Genomic DNA, 19,501 nt, shown 5'->3' on the forward strand with positions numbered 1-19,501 from the left:
GGGCCACGGCTCGTCCCCTCCACACGTCCACGACGCCACGTCACGAAGCAAGGAGAACCCCGATGCCCGTCCTGCAGGAGAGCCAGATCCGGATCCACACCGAGGACACCGCACCGACCAAGTCGGAGGCGATGAAGGAGGCTGCCGAGATCCTCGAGGCTGCAGGCGCGGTCACGGCGGACTACTACCCGGCGATGCTCGAGCGCGAGAAGAGCGTCTCGACCTACATGGGGAACTTCCTCGCCATCCCGCACGGCACGAACGACGCGAAGGACGCCATCAAGTCCTCGGCGCTGTCGTTCATCCGCTACGCGACCCCGATCGACTGGGACGGCAACCCCGTCCGCTTCGTCGTCGGCATCGCGGGCGTCAACAACGAGCACCTCGACATCCTGTCCAAGATCGCGATCGTGTTCAGCGACGAGGACGAGGTCCAGAAGCTGACCGACGCACCGGACACCGCCGCGATCCTGTCGATCCTCGGCGAGGTCAACGAGTGAGCACCCCGACCGCCGTCCACTTCGGCGCGGGCAACATCGGCCGCGGCTTCGTCGGACTGCTCCTGCACGAGGCCGGCTACGAGGTCGTCTTCGCCGACGTCGCCGCGCCCCTCATCGACGCACTCGCCGCTGCCGACTCGTACACCGTGCACGAGGTCGGTCAGAACGCGCGCGACCACGAGGTCACGAACTTCCGTGCCCTGAACAGCGCCCAGGACGAATCGGCCGTCGTCGCCGAGATCGCCACGGCGTCCATCGTCACCTGTGCCGTCGGACCGAACGTCCTGAAGTTCATCGCGCCGGTCATCGCGAAGGCGCTCCAGCAGCGCGACGCGGACGCCGCGCCGATCGCCGTGATGGCGTGCGAGAACGCCCTCAACGCCACCGACCGCCTGCGCGAGTTCATCGTCGAGGCGCTCCCCGCCGACGTCCGCGACCAGGCCCTCGCAAAGGCTGTCTTCGCGAACACCGCGGTCGACCGCATCGTCCCGGCGCAGCCCGAGGGCGCCGGCCTGGACGTCACCGTCGAGACCTACTTCGAGTGGGCCATCGACCGCACGCCGTTCGGCGGGAACGAGCCGGAGATCCCCGGCGCCCACTACGTCGACGGCCTCGCCGCGTCGATCGAGCGCAAGCTCTTCACAGTGAACACCGGGCACGCGACCGTCGCGTACCACGGCTTCCTCGCCGGGGCGGACAAGATCTCGGACGCCATCGCGATCCCCGCGGTCCGGTCCGAGCTCGAGTCCGTGCTCGCCGAGACGAGCGACCTGCTCGTCCGCCGCCACGAGCTCGACCCCGAGGTGCACCGTGCGTACGTGCAGGCCATCATCGGGCGCTTCGAGAACCCGCACCTGCCCGACACCGTGACCCGCGTCGGCCGACAGCCGCTGCGCAAGCTCTCCCGCGACGAGCGCTTCGTGTCGCCCGCCGCCGCCCTCGCCGAGGACGGCACGGAGCCGACGGCGCTGCTCGACGCCATGGGCGCCGCGCTGCGCTTCGACGTGCCGGACGACGAGCAGAGCGTCGAACTCCAGGCGCTGCTGCGCTCGGACCGGAGCGACGCCGAGGTCGTGACCGAGATCACCGGGCTCGACGAGCAGCACCCGTTGCACGCCGCGTTCGCGGACCGGGTGCGGTCCGCGCGCGCCTAGCGTCCTCGACGCATCCACCTGACGGACTGGAGGCGCGGTGCCGGCTGGCACCGCGCCTCCCGTCCGTCACGCACCCACGTCGGACCGCCGTGTCAGGCCGTCCGCAGCACGAGACCGCCGTGCTCGACGCGCAGGCTGGCAGCGGCCACCAGGCCGAACGGATCACCGTCCAACTGCAGCTGTTCGGGCTCGTCGAGCACGAGGTCGAGTCGCCGCGCCGTCGTGTAGCCGAGTGTCCGCGACCGCGGCAGGAAGCGCGCGAGCAGCCGTCCGAAGCGCGTCCGGTGGTAGAAGCGGTTGAGCGACAGGCCGTAGCCGATCTTCGTCCAGCCGAAGGCGCCACGCGGGCGGAACGCCACCGCGTCGAGGAGTCCGTCGTCCGGCTGCGCTTCGGGGAGGAGCAGCAGGCCCGCCGTGAGGGTCCCGCAGTTGCCCACGATGACGGTGTGCGCCCGCATGCTGTGCTCGTCGCCCTCGTCGAGGCGGTACCGGAGGTCGACCTGGCGGTTGCCGACCACGGACCGCATGATCGGGTCGGAGTAGGCGAGCCAGCCGAAGCGCTTCTTCAGGCCGGCGTTCGTGTCCGCGGCCATCCGGGCGTCGAGCCCGATCCCCGCCATCACGAGGAACGCGTGCTCGGTCGTGTCCCCGTCCGCGGTGGTGAGCGCGGCGAAGGCGACGTCGACGGCACGGTCAGCGCCGTGGAACGCCGACCGGACGGCCGCGGTGACGTCACCGATCGGGATGCCGAGGTTCCGTGCGTAGAGGTTGCCGGTGCCCGTCGGGAGCAGGGCGATCGGGATGCCGGAGCCGTGCAGCACCTCGGCCGCGACCCGCAGCGTGCCGTCGCCACCGACGACCAGCACGACGTCGGGCGCGCTGTCACGAGCGGCGCGTGCGGCGGCGCGGCCGTCGTCGTCGGCCGCGGTCTCGAACCAGGCGGTGTCGGCCCAGCCGAGCGACCCCTGCTCGGTGGCGACCGCCGAGCGGAGGGCGGCGAGGTCGACCGCGGAGGGGTTCACGACGACGGCCGCGTGCTGCGGGCCGGCCGTCCGGTGCGTGCGGTCGGGGGCTGCGGGAGTGGAGGGCACCAGTCGACGGTACCGCCGGACGCGAGGCGATCGCGCCGCGGACCGGTGTGTCCGATCCCCGCGGATCCGCCGAACCTGGCAATCGGGACCCTCACGCACAGGTGCGCGAGCGAGACTCGCGGCACGGCGAGTGCCGGGTGACTTCGACACCTGTGCGGTACCTCTCCTGAACAGGCAGGGGCCGTCATGGCCAGCACGCCCATCGTCCGCTCACTCACCCTCATCGGCACCGGGATCGGACTGGCGGCAGCGCTGGCGCTCGCGTCCTCCGGTCCCGCCTCCGCCGCGACCGTCATCGACGGTCCGATCGGGCTCGGCACGGCCGCGACGTACGGCGTCCTCGGCGCCTCGACCGTCACGAACACCGGACCCACCACCGTCCAGGGCGACCTCGGCCTCTCCCCGGGGACCTCGATCACCGGGTTCGGCGGACCCGGCAACGGGATCGTGGACGGCACGGTGCACCAGACCGACGCGGCAGCGACCCAGGCCCAGGCCGACACCACGACCGCGTACGACGTGGCGGCATCGCTGACCCCGACGCAGACCGGCGTCTCGGAGCTGAACGGCCTCAGCCTGTCGCCCGGTGTCTACACCGGCGACGCACTGCGACTCGCGGACACCGGGACGCTGACGCTCGCGGGCAGCGCCGACTCCGTGTGGGTGTTCCAGGCCGCGTCGACGCTGACGATCGGATCGGGCACGCGCATCCTCACCACGGGTGGCGCGAGCTCCTGCAACGTCTTCTGGCAGGTCGGCAGCTCGGCGACCATCGGCAGCGCCGCGCAGTTCCAGGGCACGGTCCTCGCGGACCAGTCCGTCACGGCCACCACGGGTGCGACCGTCGTCGGGCGTCTGCTCGCGCGCACCGCTGCCGTCACGCTCGACACGAACACGATCACCGCGCCGACCGGGTGCCCGGCCCCCGGCACCCCCTCCGAGACGGTGGCTCCGACGATCACGTCCGGCACCCCCACCGCCGCGACCGCCGGCACGCCCTACTCGTTCCCGGTGACGGCGACGGGAACGCCCGCGCCCACGTACTCGGACGGCGGGACCCTGCCGCCCGGGCTCACGATCAACCCGTCGACCGGGGTCATCTCCGGCACCCCGACGACGCCCGGCACCACGACGGTGACGATCACGGCGGACAACGGCACGGCCCCGGCCGACACCGAGACGTACGTCCTCACCGTCCGGGCTCCCGCGGTGGTCCCGACGCCGACCCCCACTCCCTCGGCACCGACGTCGAGCGCTCCGGCCGTGCCGGTCGCTGCGGGCTCGGGCAGCGGCGGTTCCGGGAACTCCCCGGCGGAACTCGCCTTCACCGGCAGCGACCCGACGGTGCCGCTCACGATCGCCGGAGCACTCCTCGTCGCCGGCTCCGCACTGCTCGTGCTGCGGTCCCGTACCCTGCGTGCCCGACGACGTCCGGCACCGCGCGCGTAGCGTCGGGAGCATGACGAAGCACTGGGTGGCCCCGCGGTTCGGCGGCAGCGAAGTCCTCGAGTACGTCGAGACCGAGGTGCCGGCCCCGGGGCCCGGCGAGGTGACGATCGACGTCCGCGCTGCGGGCATGAACCCCGCCGACACGAAGCACACCCGGCAGGGCGACCCGTCGGACCTGCCGATCGCGATCGGCTACGAGGTCGCGGGCGTCCTGAGCGCCGTCGGTCCGGACACCGAGATCGCGTCCGGCGGGGGAGCGGTCGGTGACGAGGTCCTCGCGTTCCGGGTCGCTGGTGGCTGGGCCGAGCGACTCACGGTGCCGGCACGGGACGTGTTCGCCAAGCCCGCGGCCCTCGGCTTCCCCGAAGCCGCGAACCTCCTGCTCGCCGGCACCACCGCCGCGGACATGCTCCGGGTGACCCGGGCCTCGGGGAACGACACGGTCCTCGTGCACGGTGCCGCCGGTGCCGTCGGGGTCAGCCTCCTGCAGCAGCTGCGCCTCCTCGGGGCGCGGGTCATCGGCACCGCCTCCGAGCGCAACGCCGACACCGTCGCGGACTTCGGCGGTGAGTGGATCGCCTACGGCGACGGACTCGAGGACCGGGTCCGGGCACTCGTGGCCGACGGCACGGGCGACGGCGTCGACGTGGCGCTCGACTGCGTCGGGACCGACGAGGCCGTCGACGTCTCGCTCGCGCTCGTCGCGGACAGGTCGCGCATCGTCACGATCGCCGCGTTCGGTCGAGCGGGGGCCGACGGCATCCGGTCGATCGGCGGAGCCCAGCCGGAGAGCAAGGCGTTCCGCGACTCGGTTCGGCAGCGACTCATCGACCTCGCGGGCGACGGGCAGCTCGCCGTCCCCGTCGCGCGGACGTTCCCGCTGGCCGAGGCGAAGTCCGCGGCCGAGGTGCTCGAGTCGCAGCACCCCGGCGGGAAGCTCGCGCTCGTCCCCTGACCCCGCGCGGACGTGGCCGGGGCGTTCTGGTTGAATCGCACTCGTACTTCAGCCAACACCCGAGGGGGACCCATGACCGACCAGTACCCGCCGCAGAACCCGTACGGCCAGCAGCCCGCACCGACCGGGCCCGGGGGCGAGCCGCCGATCTGGGCGCCCTGGTACGGCATCTCGTTCGGCAAGGCGTTCTCGCGCTTCTTCAAGAAGTACGCGACGTTCAGCGGCCGCGCGAGCCGCAGCGAGTACTGGTGGTGGTACCTCTGGAGCACCATCATCGGCACGGTGGCGTCGATCATCACGAGCATCCTGACGGCGGCCACCGGCACGACGACCACCACGACCTCCTCGACGTACGTGGGCTTCTCGACGATGTCGACCAACCCGCTCGCCGGGACGGCCTTCTGGATCGTCGGACTCGCGCTCATCATCCCGACGCTGGCGCTCATCGTGCGACGCCTCCACGACGCGAACATCAGCGGGCTCTTCGCGCTGCTGCTGCTCATCCCGTTCCTCGGTTGGATCGCGGTGTTCATCATGATGTTCCTGCCGTCGAACCCGCAGGGCGCCCGGTTCGACCGACCGACCGGTTCGCGATGACGACCGGCGGCGAACCCGGGTGGGGACAGCCGGACGGGCAGCAGCCGCCGGCCGGGCAGCCGGCCGGGCAGCCGTACGGGCAGCAGAACGGCCCGCAGTACGGCCAGACGTTCCCGCCGTACGGCCAGCCGTACGCGCAGCTCCAGCCCCCGATCCCCGTCGGGCCGGACGGCACGCCCCCGCTCTGGGCACCCTGGTACGGCATCGGCTTCCTCGACGCCGCCACGCGGTTCTTCAAGAAGTACGCGCGGTTCGACGGGCGGGCCAGCCGGAGTGAGTTCTGGTTCTGGGCGCTCGCCAACGGGCTGGTCAACCTCGTCTTCCTCGGGGCCTACCTCGTCGCGCTGTTCTCGTGGATCGCGGCGAACACCTCGACCGACGCGTACGGCGTGGCACGGTCCGACGCCGTGGGGCCGCCCGTCGTCGCGCTGCTGATCGGCGGGGTGTGGGGGCTCTGGTGGCTCGCGACGATCGTGCCGAGCCTGGCCCTGGGGTGGCGCCGGGTGCACGACGCGAACCTGGCCGGACCGTTCTGGCTCATCGCGCTGTTCGTCGGGATCGCCGGGATCGTCTTCGGTGCCCTCGAGTCGAACCCGGCCGGTGCGCAGTACGACCGCCCCGACCTCGGGTAGCGCGACCACCACGACGAAGCGGCCCGCCCCGGCAGGGGGCGGGCCGCTTCGTCGTGGTGCGGTCGGGGCGCGGGTCAGACCACCCGGAGCCGCGAGAGTGAACCGTCCACGACCAGGTCGCGCACCGTGACGGACGGATCCGCCGTCTGGAAGCGCAACGCGCCTCCTGGCTGGTCGAACCAGGGCTGGACGAACCGGACCGTCACCAGGAACGGCCGTTCGACCAGGTAGCGGTGCGTCTCGGGCGCCGACGCGACGTGCGGCGGCAGTGAGCGCTGCGGCAGCGGGGTGTCGAGCGGGTGCAGCAGGTAGCCGTCCGGGCCACCGACGCGGTCCACCGGCACGCCGGCCGGCACCTGGATCGTGAGGCCCTGCTCGCCCGCCTGCGCCACCTGCTGCGCGAGCTGCGGGTACGTCGACGCCGCCCGGTCGCGGAGCCCGTCGAGCTCGTACCGGGGGATGTCCTTCGGCGCCGGGAACGGCCGGTTGAGGAAGCGACGGAGCATCTCGACCGCGTCCGCTTCGCCCCGGGCGGTCGCGAGACGCCGCGCGGTGCCGTAGTCGACGACCTCGAGCGCGAAGTCGCCCGTGCCCTCGACCGCGACGACGCGCAGCGCGCCCTCGACCGGGGGCTCGTGCAGGGTCTCTCCGGGGAGCTGCACGTAGCGGATCGTGTAGCCGAGCTGGTCGAGGATGGGGCGGGTGTCCGCGAAGGTCATGGAGCGGAGCCTATCGGTGGTGCCCCTGACGTGCCTTGGACGGAGCCGAGCGTCGGCCCCGTCCCGGCGACGTCGTCAGGCCCGGCCCCGCATGACGGCCTGCTTGACCTCGGAGATCGCCTTCGTGACCTGGATCCCACGCGGGCACGCGTCGGTGCAGTTGAAGGTCGTGCGGCAGCGCCACACGCCCTCCTTGTCGTTGAGGATGTCGAGCCGGACGTCGGCCGCGTCGTCGCGCGAGTCGAAGATGAACCGGTGCGCGTTCACGATGGCGGCGGGGCCGAAGTACTGGCCGTCCGTCCAGAACACCGGGCAGGACGACGTGCACGCGGCGCAGAGGATGCACTTCGTGGTGTCGTCGAAGCGCGCACGGTCGGCCACCGACTGGATGCGCTCCTTGCCCGGGGTGGGGGCGGTCGCGGGCTGCAGGAACGGCTGGACCTCACGGAAGGACTTGAAGAACGGCTCCATGTCGACGACGAGGTCCTTCTCGAGCGGCAGGCCCTTGATCGCCTCCACGTAGATCGGCTTCGACACGTCGAGGTCCTTGATCAGCGTCTTGCACGCCAGCCGGTTGCGTCCGTTGATGCGCATCGCGTCGGAGCCGCAGACACCGTGCGCGCAGGAGCGCCGGAAGGTCAGCGAGCCGTCCTGGTCCCACTTGATCTTGTGCAGCGCGTCGAGGATGCGGTCGGTCGGCAGCATCATGACGTCGAAGTCCTGCCAGCGCGGCTCGTCGTCGACGTCCGGGTCGAAGCGGCGGATGATGAGCGTCACCGGGAACGATCCGGGAGGGGCGTCCTGCACGGTGTCGGTGCGGGGTGCGTCGGAGACCAGGGTGTCGGTCATCTCAGTACTTCCTCTCCATCGGCTGGTACCGCGTCACGACGACTGGCTTCCAGTCGAGGGTGATGTGGTCGTCGGCGAGTGACGAGTGCGGGTCGCCCGTCAGGTACGCCATGGTGTGCTGCATGTAGTTCTCGTCGTCGCGCTTCGGGTAGTCGTCACGCATGTGGCCGCCGCGGGACTCCTTGCGGTTCCGGGCGGAGTACACGACGACCTCGGCGAGGTCGAGCAGGAACCCGAGCTCGACGGCCTCGAGCAGGTCGGTGTTGAACCGCTTGCCCTTGTCCTGCACGGAGACCTGCAGGAAGCGGTTCCGGAGCGTGTGGATGGTCTCGGTGACGCGGGCGAGCGACTCGTCGGTGCGGAACACCTGCGCGTTCTTGTCCATCTCGTCCTGCAGCTCCTTGCGGAGCACGGCGATGCGCTCGGTGCCGGTCGAGGCACGGAGCTGCGCGAGCATGTCGCGGACGCCGGCGGCCGGGTCCTCGGGCAGGGGGAGGAACTCGGCGGTCTTGACCCACTCGGCCGCGTTGTTGCCCGAGCGCTTGCCGAAGACGTTGATGTCGAGCAGCGAGTTGGTGCCGAGGCGGTTCGAGCCGTGGACGGACACGCAGGCGCACTCGCCGGCGGCGTAGAGCCCGGGGACGACCGTGGTGTTGTCGTACAGGACCTCGGCGTCGGTGTTGGTCGGGATGCCGCCCATCGCGTAGTGCGCCGTCGGCATGACGGGCACCGGTTCGACGACCGGGTCGACACCGAGGTAGGTGCGCGCGAACTCGGTGATGTCGGGGAGCTTGGTCTCGAGCACCTCGGCCCCGAGGTGCGTGCAGTCGAGCAGCACGTAGTCCTTGTTCGGCCCGGCGCCACGGCCCTCGGCGACCTCTTGCACCATGCACCGGGCGACGATGTCACGCGGGGCGAGGTCCTTGATGGTGGGGGCGTAGCGCTCCATGAACCGCTCGCCCGAGGCGTTGCGGAGGATCGCGCCCTCGCCGCGGGCGCCCTCGGTGAGGAGGATGCCGAGGCCGGCGAGCCCGGTCGGGTGGAACTGGAAGAACTCCATGTCCTCGAGCGGGAGGCCGGTGCGCCAGACGATGCCGACGCCGTCGCCGGTCAGGGTGTGTGCGTTCGAGGTGGTCTTGTACATCTTGCCGAAGCCACCGGTCGCGAAGATCATCGCCTTGGCGTGGAAGACGTGGAGGTCACCGGTCGCGAGCTCGTACGCCACGACACCGGCGGGCTGCTTGCGGGTGACGCCGTCCTCGCCGACGACGTCGACCATGATGAGGTCGAGCGCGTAGAACTCGTTGAAGAAGTTCACGCCGAGCTTCACGCAGTTCTGGAACAGCGTCTGCAGGATCATGTGGCCCGTGCGGTCCGCCGCGTAGCAGGCCCGGCGGACGGGGGACTTGCCGTGGTCGCGGGTGTGACCGCCGAAGCGCCGCTGGTCGATCTTGCCCTCGGGCGTGCGGTTGAACGGCAGGCCCATGTTCTCGAGGTCGATGACCGCGTCGATGGCTTCCTTCGCGAGGATCTCGGCGGCGTCCTGGTCGACCAGGTAGTCGCCGCCCTTGATCGTGTCGAAGGTGTGCCACTCCCACGAGTCCTCTTCGACGTTGGCGAGCGCCGCGGCCATCCCGCCCTGCGCCGCACCGGTGTGCGAACGCGTCGGGTACAGCTTCGAGATGACGGCCGTCTTCGCCTTCGGGCCGGCCTCGATGGCGGCACGCATGCCGGCACCGCCCGCGCCGATGATGACGATGTCGAACTGGTGGTGGTGAACGGTGGTCTCGGTCACTGGGGCCTTTCAGGAGTGGTGCCGCGCCGGCAGGGGCGTGCGGCGGCGAGGTCGAGGACGCGTGCTGCGGCTACTGGGCCGGGCAGAACGACGGCAGGTCCGCGGCGGCTGCGCCGGCGGGGCACGGGTCGAACGTCCAGCACACGAGCAGGCCGAGCACGATGAGCACGACGCAGGCGATGAGGATCGCGACGAGCAGGGTCTTGCGGATGCCCGGCTTCGACACGTAGTCGTTGACGATCGTCCGCATGCCGTTCGAACCGTGGATCAGCGCGAGGACGAGCATGAGCGAGTCCCACACCTGCCAGAACGGCGACGCCCACTTGCCGGCGACGAACGCGAAGTCGATCTGCTTGACGCCTTCGCCCGCCACCATGTTGACGAAGAGGTGCCCGAAGATCAGCACGACGAGCAGGACGCCCGAGCCGCGCATGTAGATCCAGCCCCACTTCTCCCAGTTGGTGGAGCGGCGGGCTGCTGCTGCCGAGCGCGGGGGCTCGATGGTCTGCGTGGTCATCCGGATGCCCCCTAGTTGAAGTCCGCGACGAGGTTCATGAGCTGGCGCGGCAGGAAGCCGGCGATGGCGATCGCCCAGAGGACGATCACGATCCAGAACATGGCCCGCTGGTACTTCGGGCCCTTCGACCAGAAGTCGATGAGGATGATCCGGAGCCCGTTGAACGCGTGGAAGACGATGGCCATCACGAGCGCGATCTCACCGAGGTTCATGATCGGCGTCTTGTACGTGCCGATGACCGCGTTGTACGCCTCGGGGGAGAGCCGCACGAGGGCGGTGTCGAGGATGTGCACGAGCAGGAAGAAGTAGATCGCCACACCGGTGATGCGGTGCAGGACCCAGGACCACATGCCGGTGGACCCCCGGTAGAGCGTCCCCTGCGGTGTCCGAGAAGCGCGCGGCGCCTCGATCGTCACCTGGGGTGCGGCGGTCGCCGTACCCCCTGCGGTCTGCTCGGCCATGAGCTCGTCCTCCCATAGGACGGGCTCGCCCGATCGGCGAGCCCTTGCCGTTCGTGTTCGTGTGGAACACGACCCATCCTATGCGCGTGCGCTGACCTTCTCGTGCCAACCGGTCCGGGCACCCCGCGTCGTGGCGGGCGGCGCGCCGATCGTGCGGGCCGTGTCGTGGTGGTCGAGCAGTTCGTCGCCGATCGCCTCCCACGTCGTCCCCTCGACCCGGAGCCGCCCGGCGGAGCCCATCCGCTCGGCCAGGGCGCGGTCGTGGTGCAGGGCGAGGACGGCTCGACGCAGGGCCTGTGGCTCGTCCGGGTCGTACAGCTCGCCGTCGAGTCCCGGCGCGACGAGGTCGAGCGGCCCGCCGACGCTCGGCGCGACGACCGGCAGCCCGCTGGCGTGCGCCTCCTGCAGGGTCTGGCCGAAGGTCTCCGCCGGTCCCGTGTGGACGAACAGGTCCAGGGCTGCGTAGGCGTCCGCGAGCGCGTCCCCGCGGAGCGGACCGGTGAACGTGACGTCCAGGTGGCGGAGGCGGCGTTCGAGCGCGGCCCGGGAGGGACCACCGCCCGCGACCACGATCCGGATCCCGGGGATGCCGCCGAGCTCGGCGAGCCGCTCGACCTCCTTCTCGGGCGCGAGCCGCCCGACGTACCCGACGATGGTCTCGCCGCGCGGGGCGATCCGCCGCCGGAGCGCCCGCACGTGCGCCGACGAGCGGCGCGCGGGGTGGAACAGCTCGGTGTCGACGCCGCGGCCCCAGCGCGCGACGCGGGGGACGCCGTCCTCGGCGAGCATCGCCGCGGTCGCGCTCGACGGCGCGAGCGTCAGCGAGGCGCCGGCGTGGATGCGTCCGAGGATCTTCCGCACCAACGGGATGGTCGCGGTCAGGCCGTTGCGGCGGGCGAACCCGGCCACGTCGGTCTGGAAGACGGCGACGGAGGGGATGCCGAGCCTCCCGGCCGCCGTGATCGCGCGCCCGCCCAGCAGGAACGGACTCGCGGCGTGGAGCACGTCGGCGCCGGAGGCGGCGAGGATCGTGTCGAGCACCGGGTGGGGGAGCGCGACCGGGAACTGGCGGTAGGCCACGGCCGGGACCCGGTGGACGTCGAAGGAGCGGTACCGCTCCACCGCGGTCCGCGAGCGGAACTGCGCGATGCCGGGGGTGTCCGGCGCGATGACGACCGCGCGGTGACCGCGGCGTTCCAGGTGGTCCAGCACCGCGAGGACGCTGGTGGTGACGCCGTTGAGGGTGGGCAGGAAGCTCTCGGTCACGACGGCGACGGTCCGTTGGGACGTGCCGCGCTCCACACTGCGTGCGTTCATGGCGGTGTCCATGCTCCGCGCGCGGCGTGTCCCCGCGGGGCCGTCGACGTGAACGCCCGGCACGCAGGCGGTGAACAGCCGCGTCAGCGGGCGGCGGGCGGTCACGCCTGCAGGCGGTGGACGACCGGACTGGAGGCGCGGCGCACGACCGGCGGGCCGGCTGCGGGGGCCGTGTGCGGACTCCCGCACCGCGTGCGTGCGGGAAGCGTGCGGGAACCACCCAGGTCGCGCCCGGCCGCACCGGTACGGTGAGCACGTGGCAGACGCACTCGAGGACTTCTACGCGATCATCCCCGCCGGGGGCATCGGATCGCGGCTCTGGCCGTTGTCGCGTGCCGACGCGCCCAAGTTCCTGCACGACCTGACCGGGTCCGGCACCTCGCTGCTCCGGCAGACGTGGGACCGTCTCGCGCCCCTGGCCGGCGAGCAGCGGATCATGGTCGTCACCGGCCGTGCGCACCGGGTCGCCGTCGAGTCGCAGCTCCCCGGCGTCGAGGACCACAACGTCGTGCTCGAGAGCGAGCCGAAGGACTCCACGGCGGCCATCGGCCTCGCCGCGGCGATCCTGCGCCGCCGCGAGCCGGACGTCGTCATCGGCTCCTTCGCGGCGGACCACGTCATCGGTGACGCCCGGGGCTTCCGCCGGTCGGTCCGCGAAGCGGTCGTCGCCGCACGCGCCGGCTACATCACGACGATCGGCATCACGCCGACCGAGCCGGCGATCGGCTTCGGGTACATCCACGCGCACGACGACCCGATCGGCATCGAGGGCGCCCCGACCGCCCACGCGGTGCGATCCTTCGTCGAGAAGCCCGACCTCGACACCGCGCGCTCGTACGTCGAGCAGGGCACCTACCTCTGGAACGCGGGCATGTTCATCGCCCGCGCCGACGTGCTGCTCGCCGAGATCGGCCGGACGAAGCCCGAGCTGCTCGCCGGCATCGAGGAGCTCGCCGACGCGTGGGACACCTCGGCCCGTGGTGCCGTCGTGGACGCGGTGTGGCCGAACCTCGAGAAGATCGCCATCGACTACACGGTCGCCGAGCCCGCCGCCGCCGCAGGGCGCATGGCGGTCATCCCCGGCGACTTCGACTGGGACGATGTCGGCGACTTCGCCTCGCTCGCGAAGCTGCAGTCCGGCGGCCGCGCGAACAACCTCGCGGTGCTCGGGGACGGCGCTCGCATCCTCGCGGACTCGTCGAGCGGCATCGTCGTCTCGCACAGCCAGCGGCTCATCTCGCTCATCGGCGTCGAGGACATCGTCGTCGTGGACACCCCCGACGCCCTGCTCGTGACCACCAGTGCGAACGCGCAGCGGGTCAAGGGTGTGGTGGATGCACTGAAGATCAGCGGCCGCGGCGACGTCCTGTAGCGCTCCATCACGAAAAGCGCTTGACGTCCCCCGAACTGGGGGCAGAACCGTGACTTCGCGTTACGGGCGCGTTTCGGCGCGGTCGCGATCCCGTAACTGATCCCAGGAGTCCCTCAGGGGCGTTCTGTACCGGCCGGGCGGTCGTGTACTGTCGCCACGATCGCCCGGAACGCACGTGGTCCGGGCACGCTCCCCGGAGGAACCCACCCGTGACATCTCGTACCCGTCAGGTCCTGCTGAGCTCCCTCGCGCTCGCCGGTACCGTCGCCGTCCTCGCCGGTTGCTCGGCCGCCCCGTCCGACACCGCGTCCGGCGACAACAAGACCAGCTTCCGCCCCTGCATGGTCTCCGACGCCGGTGGCTTCGACGACAAGTCGTTCAACCAGCTCGGGTTCGAGGGCATGAAGGACGCCGCGTCCGACCTCGGTGCCACCTACAAGTCGGCCGAGTCCAAGGACGCCACCGTCTACGACTCGAACATCGAGCAGCTCATCGGCCAGAACTGCAACCTCATCGTCACCGTCGGCTTCAACCTCGCCGACGCCACGAAGAAGCAGGCCGCGGCGAACCCCGACACCGACTTCGCGATCATCGACGACAACTCGATCGACGCGAAGAACGTCAAGCCGATCACCTTCGACACCTCGCAGGCGGCGTTCCTCGCCGGCTACGCGGCCGCCTCGTACTCGAAGAGCGGCGTCGTCGGCACCTTCGGCGGCATGCAGATCCCGACCGTCACCATCTTCATGGACGGCTTCGCGGACGGCGTGAAGTACTACAACGAGCAGAAGTCGAAGGACGTCAAGGTCGTCGGCTGGGACGTCGACAGCCAGAAGGGTTCCTTCACGGGCGGCTTCGAGGCCGGCACGCAGGCCAAGGCCGTCGCGCAGACCCTGATCGACCAGGACGCCGACGTGATCCTGCCCGTCGGTGGCCCGATCTACCAGTCGGCTGCCGAGGCCATCAAGGACGCGAACAACGGTTCCGTCCTGATCGGTGCGGACAGCGACCTCTACGAGGCCGACCCGCGCTACAAGGACATCGCGTTCACGTCCGTCGAGAAGGGCATGCGCCCCGCCGTCAAGGACGTCGTCGAGCAGGCCGCCGACAAGAAGTACTCCAACGAGCCGTACGTCGGCACGCTGAAGAACGACGGCGTCGGCATCGCGCCGTTCCACGACTACGCCGACAAGGTCGACAGCGGCCTCGAGAAGGAGCTCGACACCATCAAGTCGGGCATCATCGACGGCTCGATCAAGGTCGAGACCAAGGCGACCGTCAAGTAGTCCGGTGAACGCGGGCGGGGGAACCTCCCTCGCCCGCGTTTCCGTGCGTCGATCACAGAAACAGACCCAGAGAACATGAAGCTCGAACTCCGCGGCATCACGAAGCGGTTCGGCCCCCTCGTCGCCAACGACCACATCTCGCTCACCGTCGAGCCCGGTGAGGTCCACTGTCTCCTCGGGGAGAACGGCGCCGGCAAGTCGACCCTGATGAACGTCCTGTACGGCCTGTACCAGGCGGACGAGGGCGAGATCCTCCTCGACGACGTCGTCCAGGACTTCGACGGACCCGGTGACGCCATGCGTTCCGGCATCGGCATGGTGCACCAGCACTTCATGCTCGTCCCCGTCTTCACCGTCGCCGAGAACGTCATGCTCGGCCAGGAGCAGACCGCGTTCGGCGGCCGGCTCGACCTCGCCGGCGCCCGCAAGCGCGTGCGGGAGATCTCCGAGCGCTTCGGGTTCGACGTCGACCCGGACGCCAAGGTCGAGGACCTCCCCGTCGGTGTCCAGCAGCGGGTCGAGATCATCAAGGCGCTGTCCCGCGACGCCTCGGTCCTGGTGTTCGACGAGCCGACGGCCGTCCTCACCCCGCAGGAGACCGACGAGCTGATGGGCATCATGCGGCAGCTCCGTGCGGCCGGCACCGCGATCGTGTTCATCACCCACAAGCTGCGCGAGGTCCGCGAGGTCGCCGACCGCATCACCGTGATCCGCCTCGGCAAGGTCGTCGGCGAGGCATCGCCCACCGCGACGAACAACGAGCTCGCGGCGCTCATGGTCGGCCGTGCCGTCTCCCTCGTCGTCGACAAGGCACCGGCCACCGGTGGTGAGGACGCCCTCGTCGTCGACGGGTTGACCGTCACCGACCCGTCCGGCATCGTCCTCGTCGACGACGTCTCGTTCACGGTCCGACGCGGCGAGGTCCTCGCCATCGCCGGGGTGCAGGGCAACGGGCAGACCGAGCTGACCGAGGCGATCCTCGGCCTCGAGCCGGTGCACGCCGGCCGCGTCACGCTCGACGGGCGCGAGCTCACCGGCCGCACCGTCAAGCAGATCCTCGACGCCGGCGTCGGCTTCGTCCCGGAGGACCGGAAGGAAGACGGGCTCGTCGGCGAGTTCACCATCGCCGAGAACCTCATGCTCGACCGTGCCGACCACGCCGAGTTCGTCCGCGCCGGCACGATCCGATCGGCGGAGCGCGACGCGTTCGCCGACGAGAAGATCGCCGAGTTCGACATCCGCACGCCGGGCCGCACCACCGCGGCCGGCCGGCTGTCCGGCGGCAACCAGCAGAAGATCGTCCTCGCCCGCGAGCTGAGCCGCGACCTGCGCCTCTTCGTCGCGGCACAGCCGACCCGCGGCATCGACGTCGGGTCGATCGAGTTCGTGCACAAGCGCATCGTCGCCACCCGCGACACCGGTGTCCCGGTCATCGTCGTCTCCACGGAGCTCGACGAGGTCGTGGCACTCGCCGACCGGATCGCCGTGATGTACCGCGGCGGGATCGTCGGCATCGTCCCCGCGGACACCCCGCGCGACGTCCTCGGCCTGATGATGGCCGGAGAACTCCCAGAAGGAACGGAGCTGGCAGCGTGAGCACCCCCACGCCAGACAACACGCAGCCGGATGCCCAGCCGACGGCCGACACGCAGCCGGACGCACCGCTGACCGACGACCGCCTGCAGGACGTCGAGTCCACCCCGCACCTCATGACGGACTCCGCCGAGGACACCGAGCGACGCCAGGGCGGCGACCGCTGGCAGGCCGCACTGCAGGGCATCGTCAACGGCTCCGCGATCGTCACGGTCCTCGCCGTCGTGCTCGCCCTCGTCGCGTGCGGCATCCTCATCGCCATCACCGACGAGAACGTCCGCTCGGCCGCCGGGTACTTCTTCGCCCGTCCGGCCGACACCTTCCGGGCGATCGGCACCGCGGTCGGCGGCGCGTACGCGTCGCTGTTCGAGGGGTCCGTCGTCAACTTCGGCGCGTCGAGCTTCCAGCAGGCCATCGTCCCGCTGACCCGCTCGATCGACTACGCCGTGCCGCTCATCGCGGCCGGTCTCGGCATCGCGCTGTCGTTCCGCGCCGGCCTGTTCAACATCGGCGGCCAGGGCCAGATCCTGATGGGCGCCGCGGCGGCCGGCTGGGTCGGCTTCTCGTTCGACGGCCCCGCGGCGATCCACATCCCGCTCACGATCATCGCCGGCATCGTCGGCGGTGCGGTGTGGGCCGGGATCGTCGGCGTCCTCAAGGCGCGGACGGGTGCCAACGAGGTCGTCCTCACGATCATGCTCAACTACGTCGCGCTGTACCTCGTGAGCTACCTGCTCCGCACGCCGGGCCTGCTGCAGGCGCCGGGCAGCCCGAACCCGATCTCGCCCGCGACGAAGGACAGCGCGGTGCTCCCGCCGCTGTTCGGGGTGCGCTACGGCGTGGACCTCGGCTTCGTCGTGGCGATCATCGCGGTCGTCGTCGTGTGGTGGCTCGTGAACAAGTCCTCGCTCGGCTTCCGCTTCCGCACCATCGGTGAGAACCCGCGTGCCGCTCGCGTGGCGGGCATGAGCGTGCCGTCCCTGACCATCTGGGTCCTCGTCATCTCCGGTGCCCTCGTCGGCATCGCCGGCGCGTACCAGGTACAGGGCGCGGTCACGACCGGGTTCACCTCCGGCATCGACGCCGGCATCGGGTTCGACGCCATCACCGTGGCGCTGCTCGGCCGGTCGAAGCCGTGGGGCGTGTTCTGGGCCGCGATCCTGTTCGGCGTGCTGAAGAACGGCGGCTACGCCATGCAGGCCGCGAACGGCATCCCGATCGACATCGTGGGCGTCATCCAGGCCCTCATCGTCCTCTTCATCGCGGCGCCGCCGCTCGTCCGCGCGATCTTCCGGATCCCGCAGCCGGGTGCTCGTCGACGCGTCTCCACGAAGAACAGCAAGAAGGCGGTCGCCGCGTGAGCACCCTCAGCCCCACCGCGCCCAGCGCGTCGCCGGTCGCCGGCCGTCCGGTCGAGACCACCCGCAGCTGGAAGCTCGCGATCGGATACGGCGTCTTCACGCTGATCGCCCTCGTGCTCTTCGCGCTGCTGCCCCGCACCGGGACGACCACGTTCCGCCTCGCCAACAGCGGCGACTTCTTCGCCCTGCCCGACGTGCCGTTGCCGGCCGTGGGCACCGGGATCGTCGTGGTCGTGCTGCTCGCGATCCTCACCGTCTACGCGGTCGTCGAGACCCGTTCGGTGCGCCGCGTGCCGATGTGGGTCACCGCGGTGTTCGCCGTGGTGTTCGTCATCGGGTTCCTGACGTGGGCGGCCGCCGGCAAGTCCCTGCCGATCCCCGGCCTGCTGCTCGGCGCGCTGAGCCTCAGCGTCCCGCTGGTGTTCGGTGCCCTCGGCGGCGTCATCTCCGAGCGCGTCGGTGTCGTGAACATCGCGATCGAGGGACAGTTCCTCGCCGGTGCGTTCAGCTCCGCCATGGTCGCGTCCATCACCGGCTCGCCCTGGGTCGGCCTCGTCGCGGCCCTCGTCGCGGGCACGCTCGTGTCGTTCATCCTCGCGGCGTTCAGCATCAAGTACCTCGTCGACCAGGTGATCGTCGGTGTCGTCATCAACGCCTTCATCTCCGGCCTGACGGGCTTCCTGTACTCGCAGGTGCTCTCGCCGAACGAGACCACGCTCAACGTCGGCGTCCGGTTCCCGATCATCCCGATCCCGGTCCTGCACCAGATCCCGGTCATCGGTCCGGTGTTCTTCGAGCAGCGGGTCACGGTCTACCTGGCCTACGTGGCGGTCGCGGTCGTGACGTTCGGGCTCTTCAAGACCCGCTGGGGCCTGCGCCTCCGCGCGGTCGGCGAGCACCCGCAGGCGGCGGACACGGTGGGCATCAACGTCACCGGGACCCGGTTCTGGAACGTGTCCCTCGCCGGAGCGATCGCGGGCCTCGGCGGCGCGTACTTCACGCTCGACGCGGTCGGCCCGTTCACCAAGGACATGACCGCCGGCGCGGGCTACATCGCGCTCGCGGCGGTCATCTTCGGTCGCTGGGACCCGATCAAGGCGACGTTCGCGGCGCTGCTGTTCGGCTTCGCGTCGAACCTGCAGAACACCCTCGGCGCGATCAACTCGCCCGTGCCGAGCGAGTTCCTGCTCATGCTCCCGTACGTGGTGACGATCTTCGCGGTGGCCGGCCTGGTCGGGCAGTCGCGTGGGCCGGCCGCGTCCGGCAAGCCGTACATCAAGAGCTGACGGACAGGAGGCACGGCACATGACCGACACGCACGCTGCGGGCGACGACCAGATCGCGTCCACCGACGCGACCGCCTGGGCGGACCCGGCCACGGCCCTTGACGGGCGCGGCGGCCGGACCGCCGCCGACGGGACGGGGGCCGAGCCGCGCCTCCCGTCCGACGTGGACTGGACCGCCCTGCGGACCGCCGCGACGGCCGCGATGGGGCACGCCTACGCGCCGTACTCGTCGTTCCCGGTGGGCGCCGCGGCGCTCACCGACGACGGCCGGATCGTGTCCGGCTGCAACGTCGAGAACGCGTCCTACGGAGTGACGCTCTGCGCGGAGTGCTCGCTCGTCTCGCAGCTGCACATGACCGGCGGCGGCAAGCTCGTGGCGTTCACGTGCGTCGACGGCGACGGGGCGACCCTGATGCCGTGCGGCCGGTGCCGCCAGCTGCTCTTCGAGCACTCCACCGAGGGCATGCTCCTCGAGACCGTCTCCGGCATCCGCACCATCGACGAGGTCCTGCCGGACGCCTTCGGGCCGAGGACCCTCGCCACCTACCAGCAGGAGCACTGATCCAC

General features: G+C 70.9%; 19 protein-coding genes. 12 read left to right on the forward strand and 7 right to left on the reverse strand.

Features of this window, described 5'->3' with window-relative positions; all coding sequences use genetic code 11:
• Positions 1-62 precede the first annotated feature (62 nt).
• Positions 63-500 carry a PTS mannitol transporter subunit IIA gene (locus tag BM028_RS10730; protein ID WP_022907882.1) on the forward strand — a complete coding sequence of 146 codons (438 nt, stop codon included), beginning with the start codon at positions 63-65 and terminating at the stop codon, positions 498-500.
• On the forward strand, positions 497-1,654 hold the full coding sequence (locus BM028_RS10735; RefSeq protein WP_071294737.1) for a mannitol-1-phosphate 5-dehydrogenase: 1,158 nt from the start codon (positions 497-499) through the stop codon (positions 1,652-1,654). The genes BM028_RS10730 and BM028_RS10735 overlap by 4 nt, the downstream gene beginning before the upstream one ends.
• 92 nt (positions 1,655-1,746) lie before the next feature.
• Here the strand turns inward: BM028_RS10735 and BM028_RS10740 are convergent, their stop codons facing one another.
• Entirely contained in the window at positions 1,747-2,745 is a 999-nt protein-coding gene (locus tag BM028_RS10740) for a diacylglycerol/lipid kinase family protein (protein WP_083414139.1), read from the reverse strand.
• 186 nt (positions 2,746-2,931) lie between these two features.
• Between BM028_RS10740 and BM028_RS10745 the strand changes: the two genes are divergently transcribed.
• The 4 genes from BM028_RS10745 to BM028_RS10760 all read left to right on the forward strand — a co-directional run bounded on the left by BM028_RS10745 (position 2,932) and on the right by BM028_RS10760 (position 6,378).
• Positions 2,932-4,194 carry an ice-binding family protein gene (locus BM028_RS10745; protein ID WP_092386445.1) on the forward strand — a complete coding sequence of 421 codons (1,263 nt, stop codon included), beginning with the start codon at positions 2,932-2,934 and terminating at the stop codon, positions 4,192-4,194.
• Positions 4,195-4,204: 10 nt separating this feature from the next.
• On the forward strand, positions 4,205-5,149 hold the full coding sequence (locus tag BM028_RS10750; protein ID WP_092386669.1) for a quinone oxidoreductase family protein: 945 nt from the start codon (positions 4,205-4,207) through the stop codon (positions 5,147-5,149).
• Positions 5,150-5,221: 72 nt separating this feature from the next.
• Positions 5,222-5,746 carry a DUF805 domain-containing protein gene (locus BM028_RS10755; RefSeq protein ID WP_092386447.1) on the forward strand — a complete coding sequence of 175 codons (525 nt, stop codon included), beginning with the start codon at positions 5,222-5,224 and terminating at the stop codon, positions 5,744-5,746.
• Positions 5,743-6,378 carry a DUF805 domain-containing protein gene (locus BM028_RS10760; RefSeq protein ID WP_092386449.1) on the forward strand — a complete coding sequence of 212 codons (636 nt, stop codon included), beginning with the start codon at positions 5,743-5,745 and terminating at the stop codon, positions 6,376-6,378. The genes BM028_RS10755 and BM028_RS10760 overlap by 4 nt, the downstream gene beginning before the upstream one ends.
• A 74-nt stretch (positions 6,379-6,452) precedes the next feature.
• Here BM028_RS10760 and BM028_RS10765 read toward each other — a convergent pair whose 3' ends face one another.
• The 6 genes from BM028_RS10765 to BM028_RS10790 form a co-directional block, all read right to left on the reverse strand.
• Positions 6,453-7,097 (reverse strand): TNT domain-containing protein, encoded by a 645-nt coding sequence (locus BM028_RS10765; RefSeq protein ID WP_070418435.1) that lies wholly within the window; start codon positions 7,095-7,097, stop codon positions 6,453-6,455.
• Between the two features lie 75 nt (positions 7,098-7,172).
• Complete coding sequence (locus BM028_RS10770) at positions 7,173-7,946, reverse strand: succinate dehydrogenase iron-sulfur subunit (protein ID WP_071295792.1); 774 nt, start codon at positions 7,944-7,946, stop codon at positions 7,173-7,175.
• Position 7,947: 1 nt separating this feature from the next.
• The gene (gene sdhA, locus BM028_RS10775; RefSeq protein ID WP_070418437.1) at positions 7,948-9,741 is read right to left on the reverse strand and encodes a succinate dehydrogenase flavoprotein subunit; all 1,794 of its coding nucleotides are present in this window, start codon (positions 9,739-9,741) and stop codon (positions 7,948-7,950) included.
• A gap of 70 nt (positions 9,742-9,811) precedes the next feature.
• The gene (sdhD, locus tag BM028_RS10780) at positions 9,812-10,258 is read right to left on the reverse strand and encodes a succinate dehydrogenase, hydrophobic membrane anchor protein (RefSeq protein ID WP_070418438.1); all 447 of its coding nucleotides are present in this window, start codon (positions 10,256-10,258) and stop codon (positions 9,812-9,814) included.
• 11 nt (positions 10,259-10,269) lie between these two features.
• Entirely contained in the window at positions 10,270-10,719 is a 450-nt protein-coding gene (sdhC, locus tag BM028_RS10785; RefSeq protein WP_083414140.1) for a succinate dehydrogenase, cytochrome b556 subunit, read from the reverse strand.
• 78 nt (positions 10,720-10,797) lie between these two features.
• Entirely contained in the window at positions 10,798-12,036 is a 1,239-nt protein-coding gene (locus BM028_RS10790; RefSeq protein ID WP_254789523.1) for a glycosyltransferase family 4 protein, read from the reverse strand.
• A gap of 256 nt (positions 12,037-12,292) precedes the next feature.
• On the opposite strand from BM028_RS10790, the gene BM028_RS10795 reads away from it, so the two are divergent.
• The 6 genes from BM028_RS10795 (at position 12,293) to BM028_RS10820 (ending at position 19,496) form a co-directional block, all read left to right on the forward strand.
• Positions 12,293-13,408, forward strand: a complete 1,116-nt coding sequence (locus tag BM028_RS10795; RefSeq protein WP_070418440.1) for a mannose-1-phosphate guanylyltransferase — start codon at positions 12,293-12,295, stop codon at positions 13,406-13,408.
• 209 nt (positions 13,409-13,617) lie between these two features.
• Positions 13,618-14,694, forward strand: a complete 1,077-nt coding sequence (locus tag BM028_RS10800) for a BMP family lipoprotein (protein WP_070418441.1) — start codon at positions 13,618-13,620, stop codon at positions 14,692-14,694.
• A gap of 75 nt (positions 14,695-14,769) precedes the next feature.
• A complete protein-coding gene (locus BM028_RS10805; protein WP_092386453.1) occupies positions 14,770-16,290 on the forward strand; it encodes an ABC transporter ATP-binding protein in 1,521 nt (506 codons plus the stop codon).
• Positions 16,287-17,648 carry an ABC transporter permease gene (locus tag BM028_RS10810; RefSeq protein ID WP_254789525.1) on the forward strand — a complete coding sequence of 454 codons (1,362 nt, stop codon included), beginning with the start codon at positions 16,287-16,289 and terminating at the stop codon, positions 17,646-17,648. The genes BM028_RS10805 and BM028_RS10810 overlap by 4 nt, the downstream gene beginning before the upstream one ends.
• A complete protein-coding gene (locus BM028_RS10815; RefSeq protein WP_092386455.1) occupies positions 17,645-18,934 on the forward strand; it encodes an ABC transporter permease in 1,290 nt (429 codons plus the stop codon). The genes BM028_RS10810 and BM028_RS10815 overlap by 4 nt, the downstream gene beginning before the upstream one ends.
• 163 nt (positions 18,935-19,097) lie before the next feature.
• Positions 19,098-19,496, forward strand: coding sequence for a cytidine deaminase (locus tag BM028_RS10820; protein WP_070419511.1), 399 nt, complete (start codon positions 19,098-19,100; stop codon positions 19,494-19,496).
• The last annotated feature ends 5 nt before the right edge of the window (positions 19,497-19,501 follow it).

The sequence above is a fragment of the Curtobacterium sp. YR515 genome (assembly GCF_900113095.1).
Lineage (GTDB): Bacteria > Actinomycetota > Actinomycetes > Actinomycetales > Microbacteriaceae > Curtobacterium.

What these genes read in the sequence shown, in the direction of transcription:
- BM028_RS10805 (WP_092386453.1), top strand. Translation starts at nt 14,770, where the DNA reads ATGAAGCTCGAACTCCGCGGCATCACGAAGCGGTTCGGCCCCCTCGTC.
- BM028_RS10750 (WP_092386669.1), top strand. Translation starts at nt 4,205, where the DNA reads ATGACGAAGCACTGGGTGGCCCCGCGGTTCGGCGGCAGCGAAGTCCTC.
- BM028_RS10770 (WP_071295792.1), bottom strand. Translation starts at nt 7,946, where the DNA reads ATGACCGACACCCTGGTCTCCGACGCACCCCGCACCGACACCGTGCAG.
- BM028_RS10745 (WP_092386445.1), top strand. Translation starts at nt 2,932, where the DNA reads ATGGCCAGCACGCCCATCGTCCGCTCACTCACCCTCATCGGCACCGGG.
- BM028_RS10760 (WP_092386449.1), top strand. Translation starts at nt 5,743, where the DNA reads ATGACGACCGGCGGCGAACCCGGGTGGGGACAGCCGGACGGGCAGCAG.
- BM028_RS10765 (WP_070418435.1), bottom strand. Translation starts at nt 7,097, where the DNA reads ATGACCTTCGCGGACACCCGCCCCATCCTCGACCAGCTCGGCTACACG.
- sdhC (WP_083414140.1), bottom strand. Translation starts at nt 10,719, where the DNA reads ATGGCCGAGCAGACCGCAGGGGGTACGGCGACCGCCGCACCCCAGGTG.
- BM028_RS10730 (WP_022907882.1), top strand. Translation starts at nt 63, where the DNA reads ATGCCCGTCCTGCAGGAGAGCCAGATCCGGATCCACACCGAGGACACC.
- sdhD (WP_070418438.1), bottom strand. Translation starts at nt 10,258, where the DNA reads ATGACCACGCAGACCATCGAGCCCCCGCGCTCGGCAGCAGCAGCCCGC.
- BM028_RS10790 (WP_254789523.1), bottom strand. Translation starts at nt 12,036, where the DNA reads ATGAACGCACGCAGTGTGGAGCGCGGCACGTCCCAACGGACCGTCGCC.
- BM028_RS10755 (WP_092386447.1), top strand. Translation starts at nt 5,222, where the DNA reads ATGACCGACCAGTACCCGCCGCAGAACCCGTACGGCCAGCAGCCCGCA.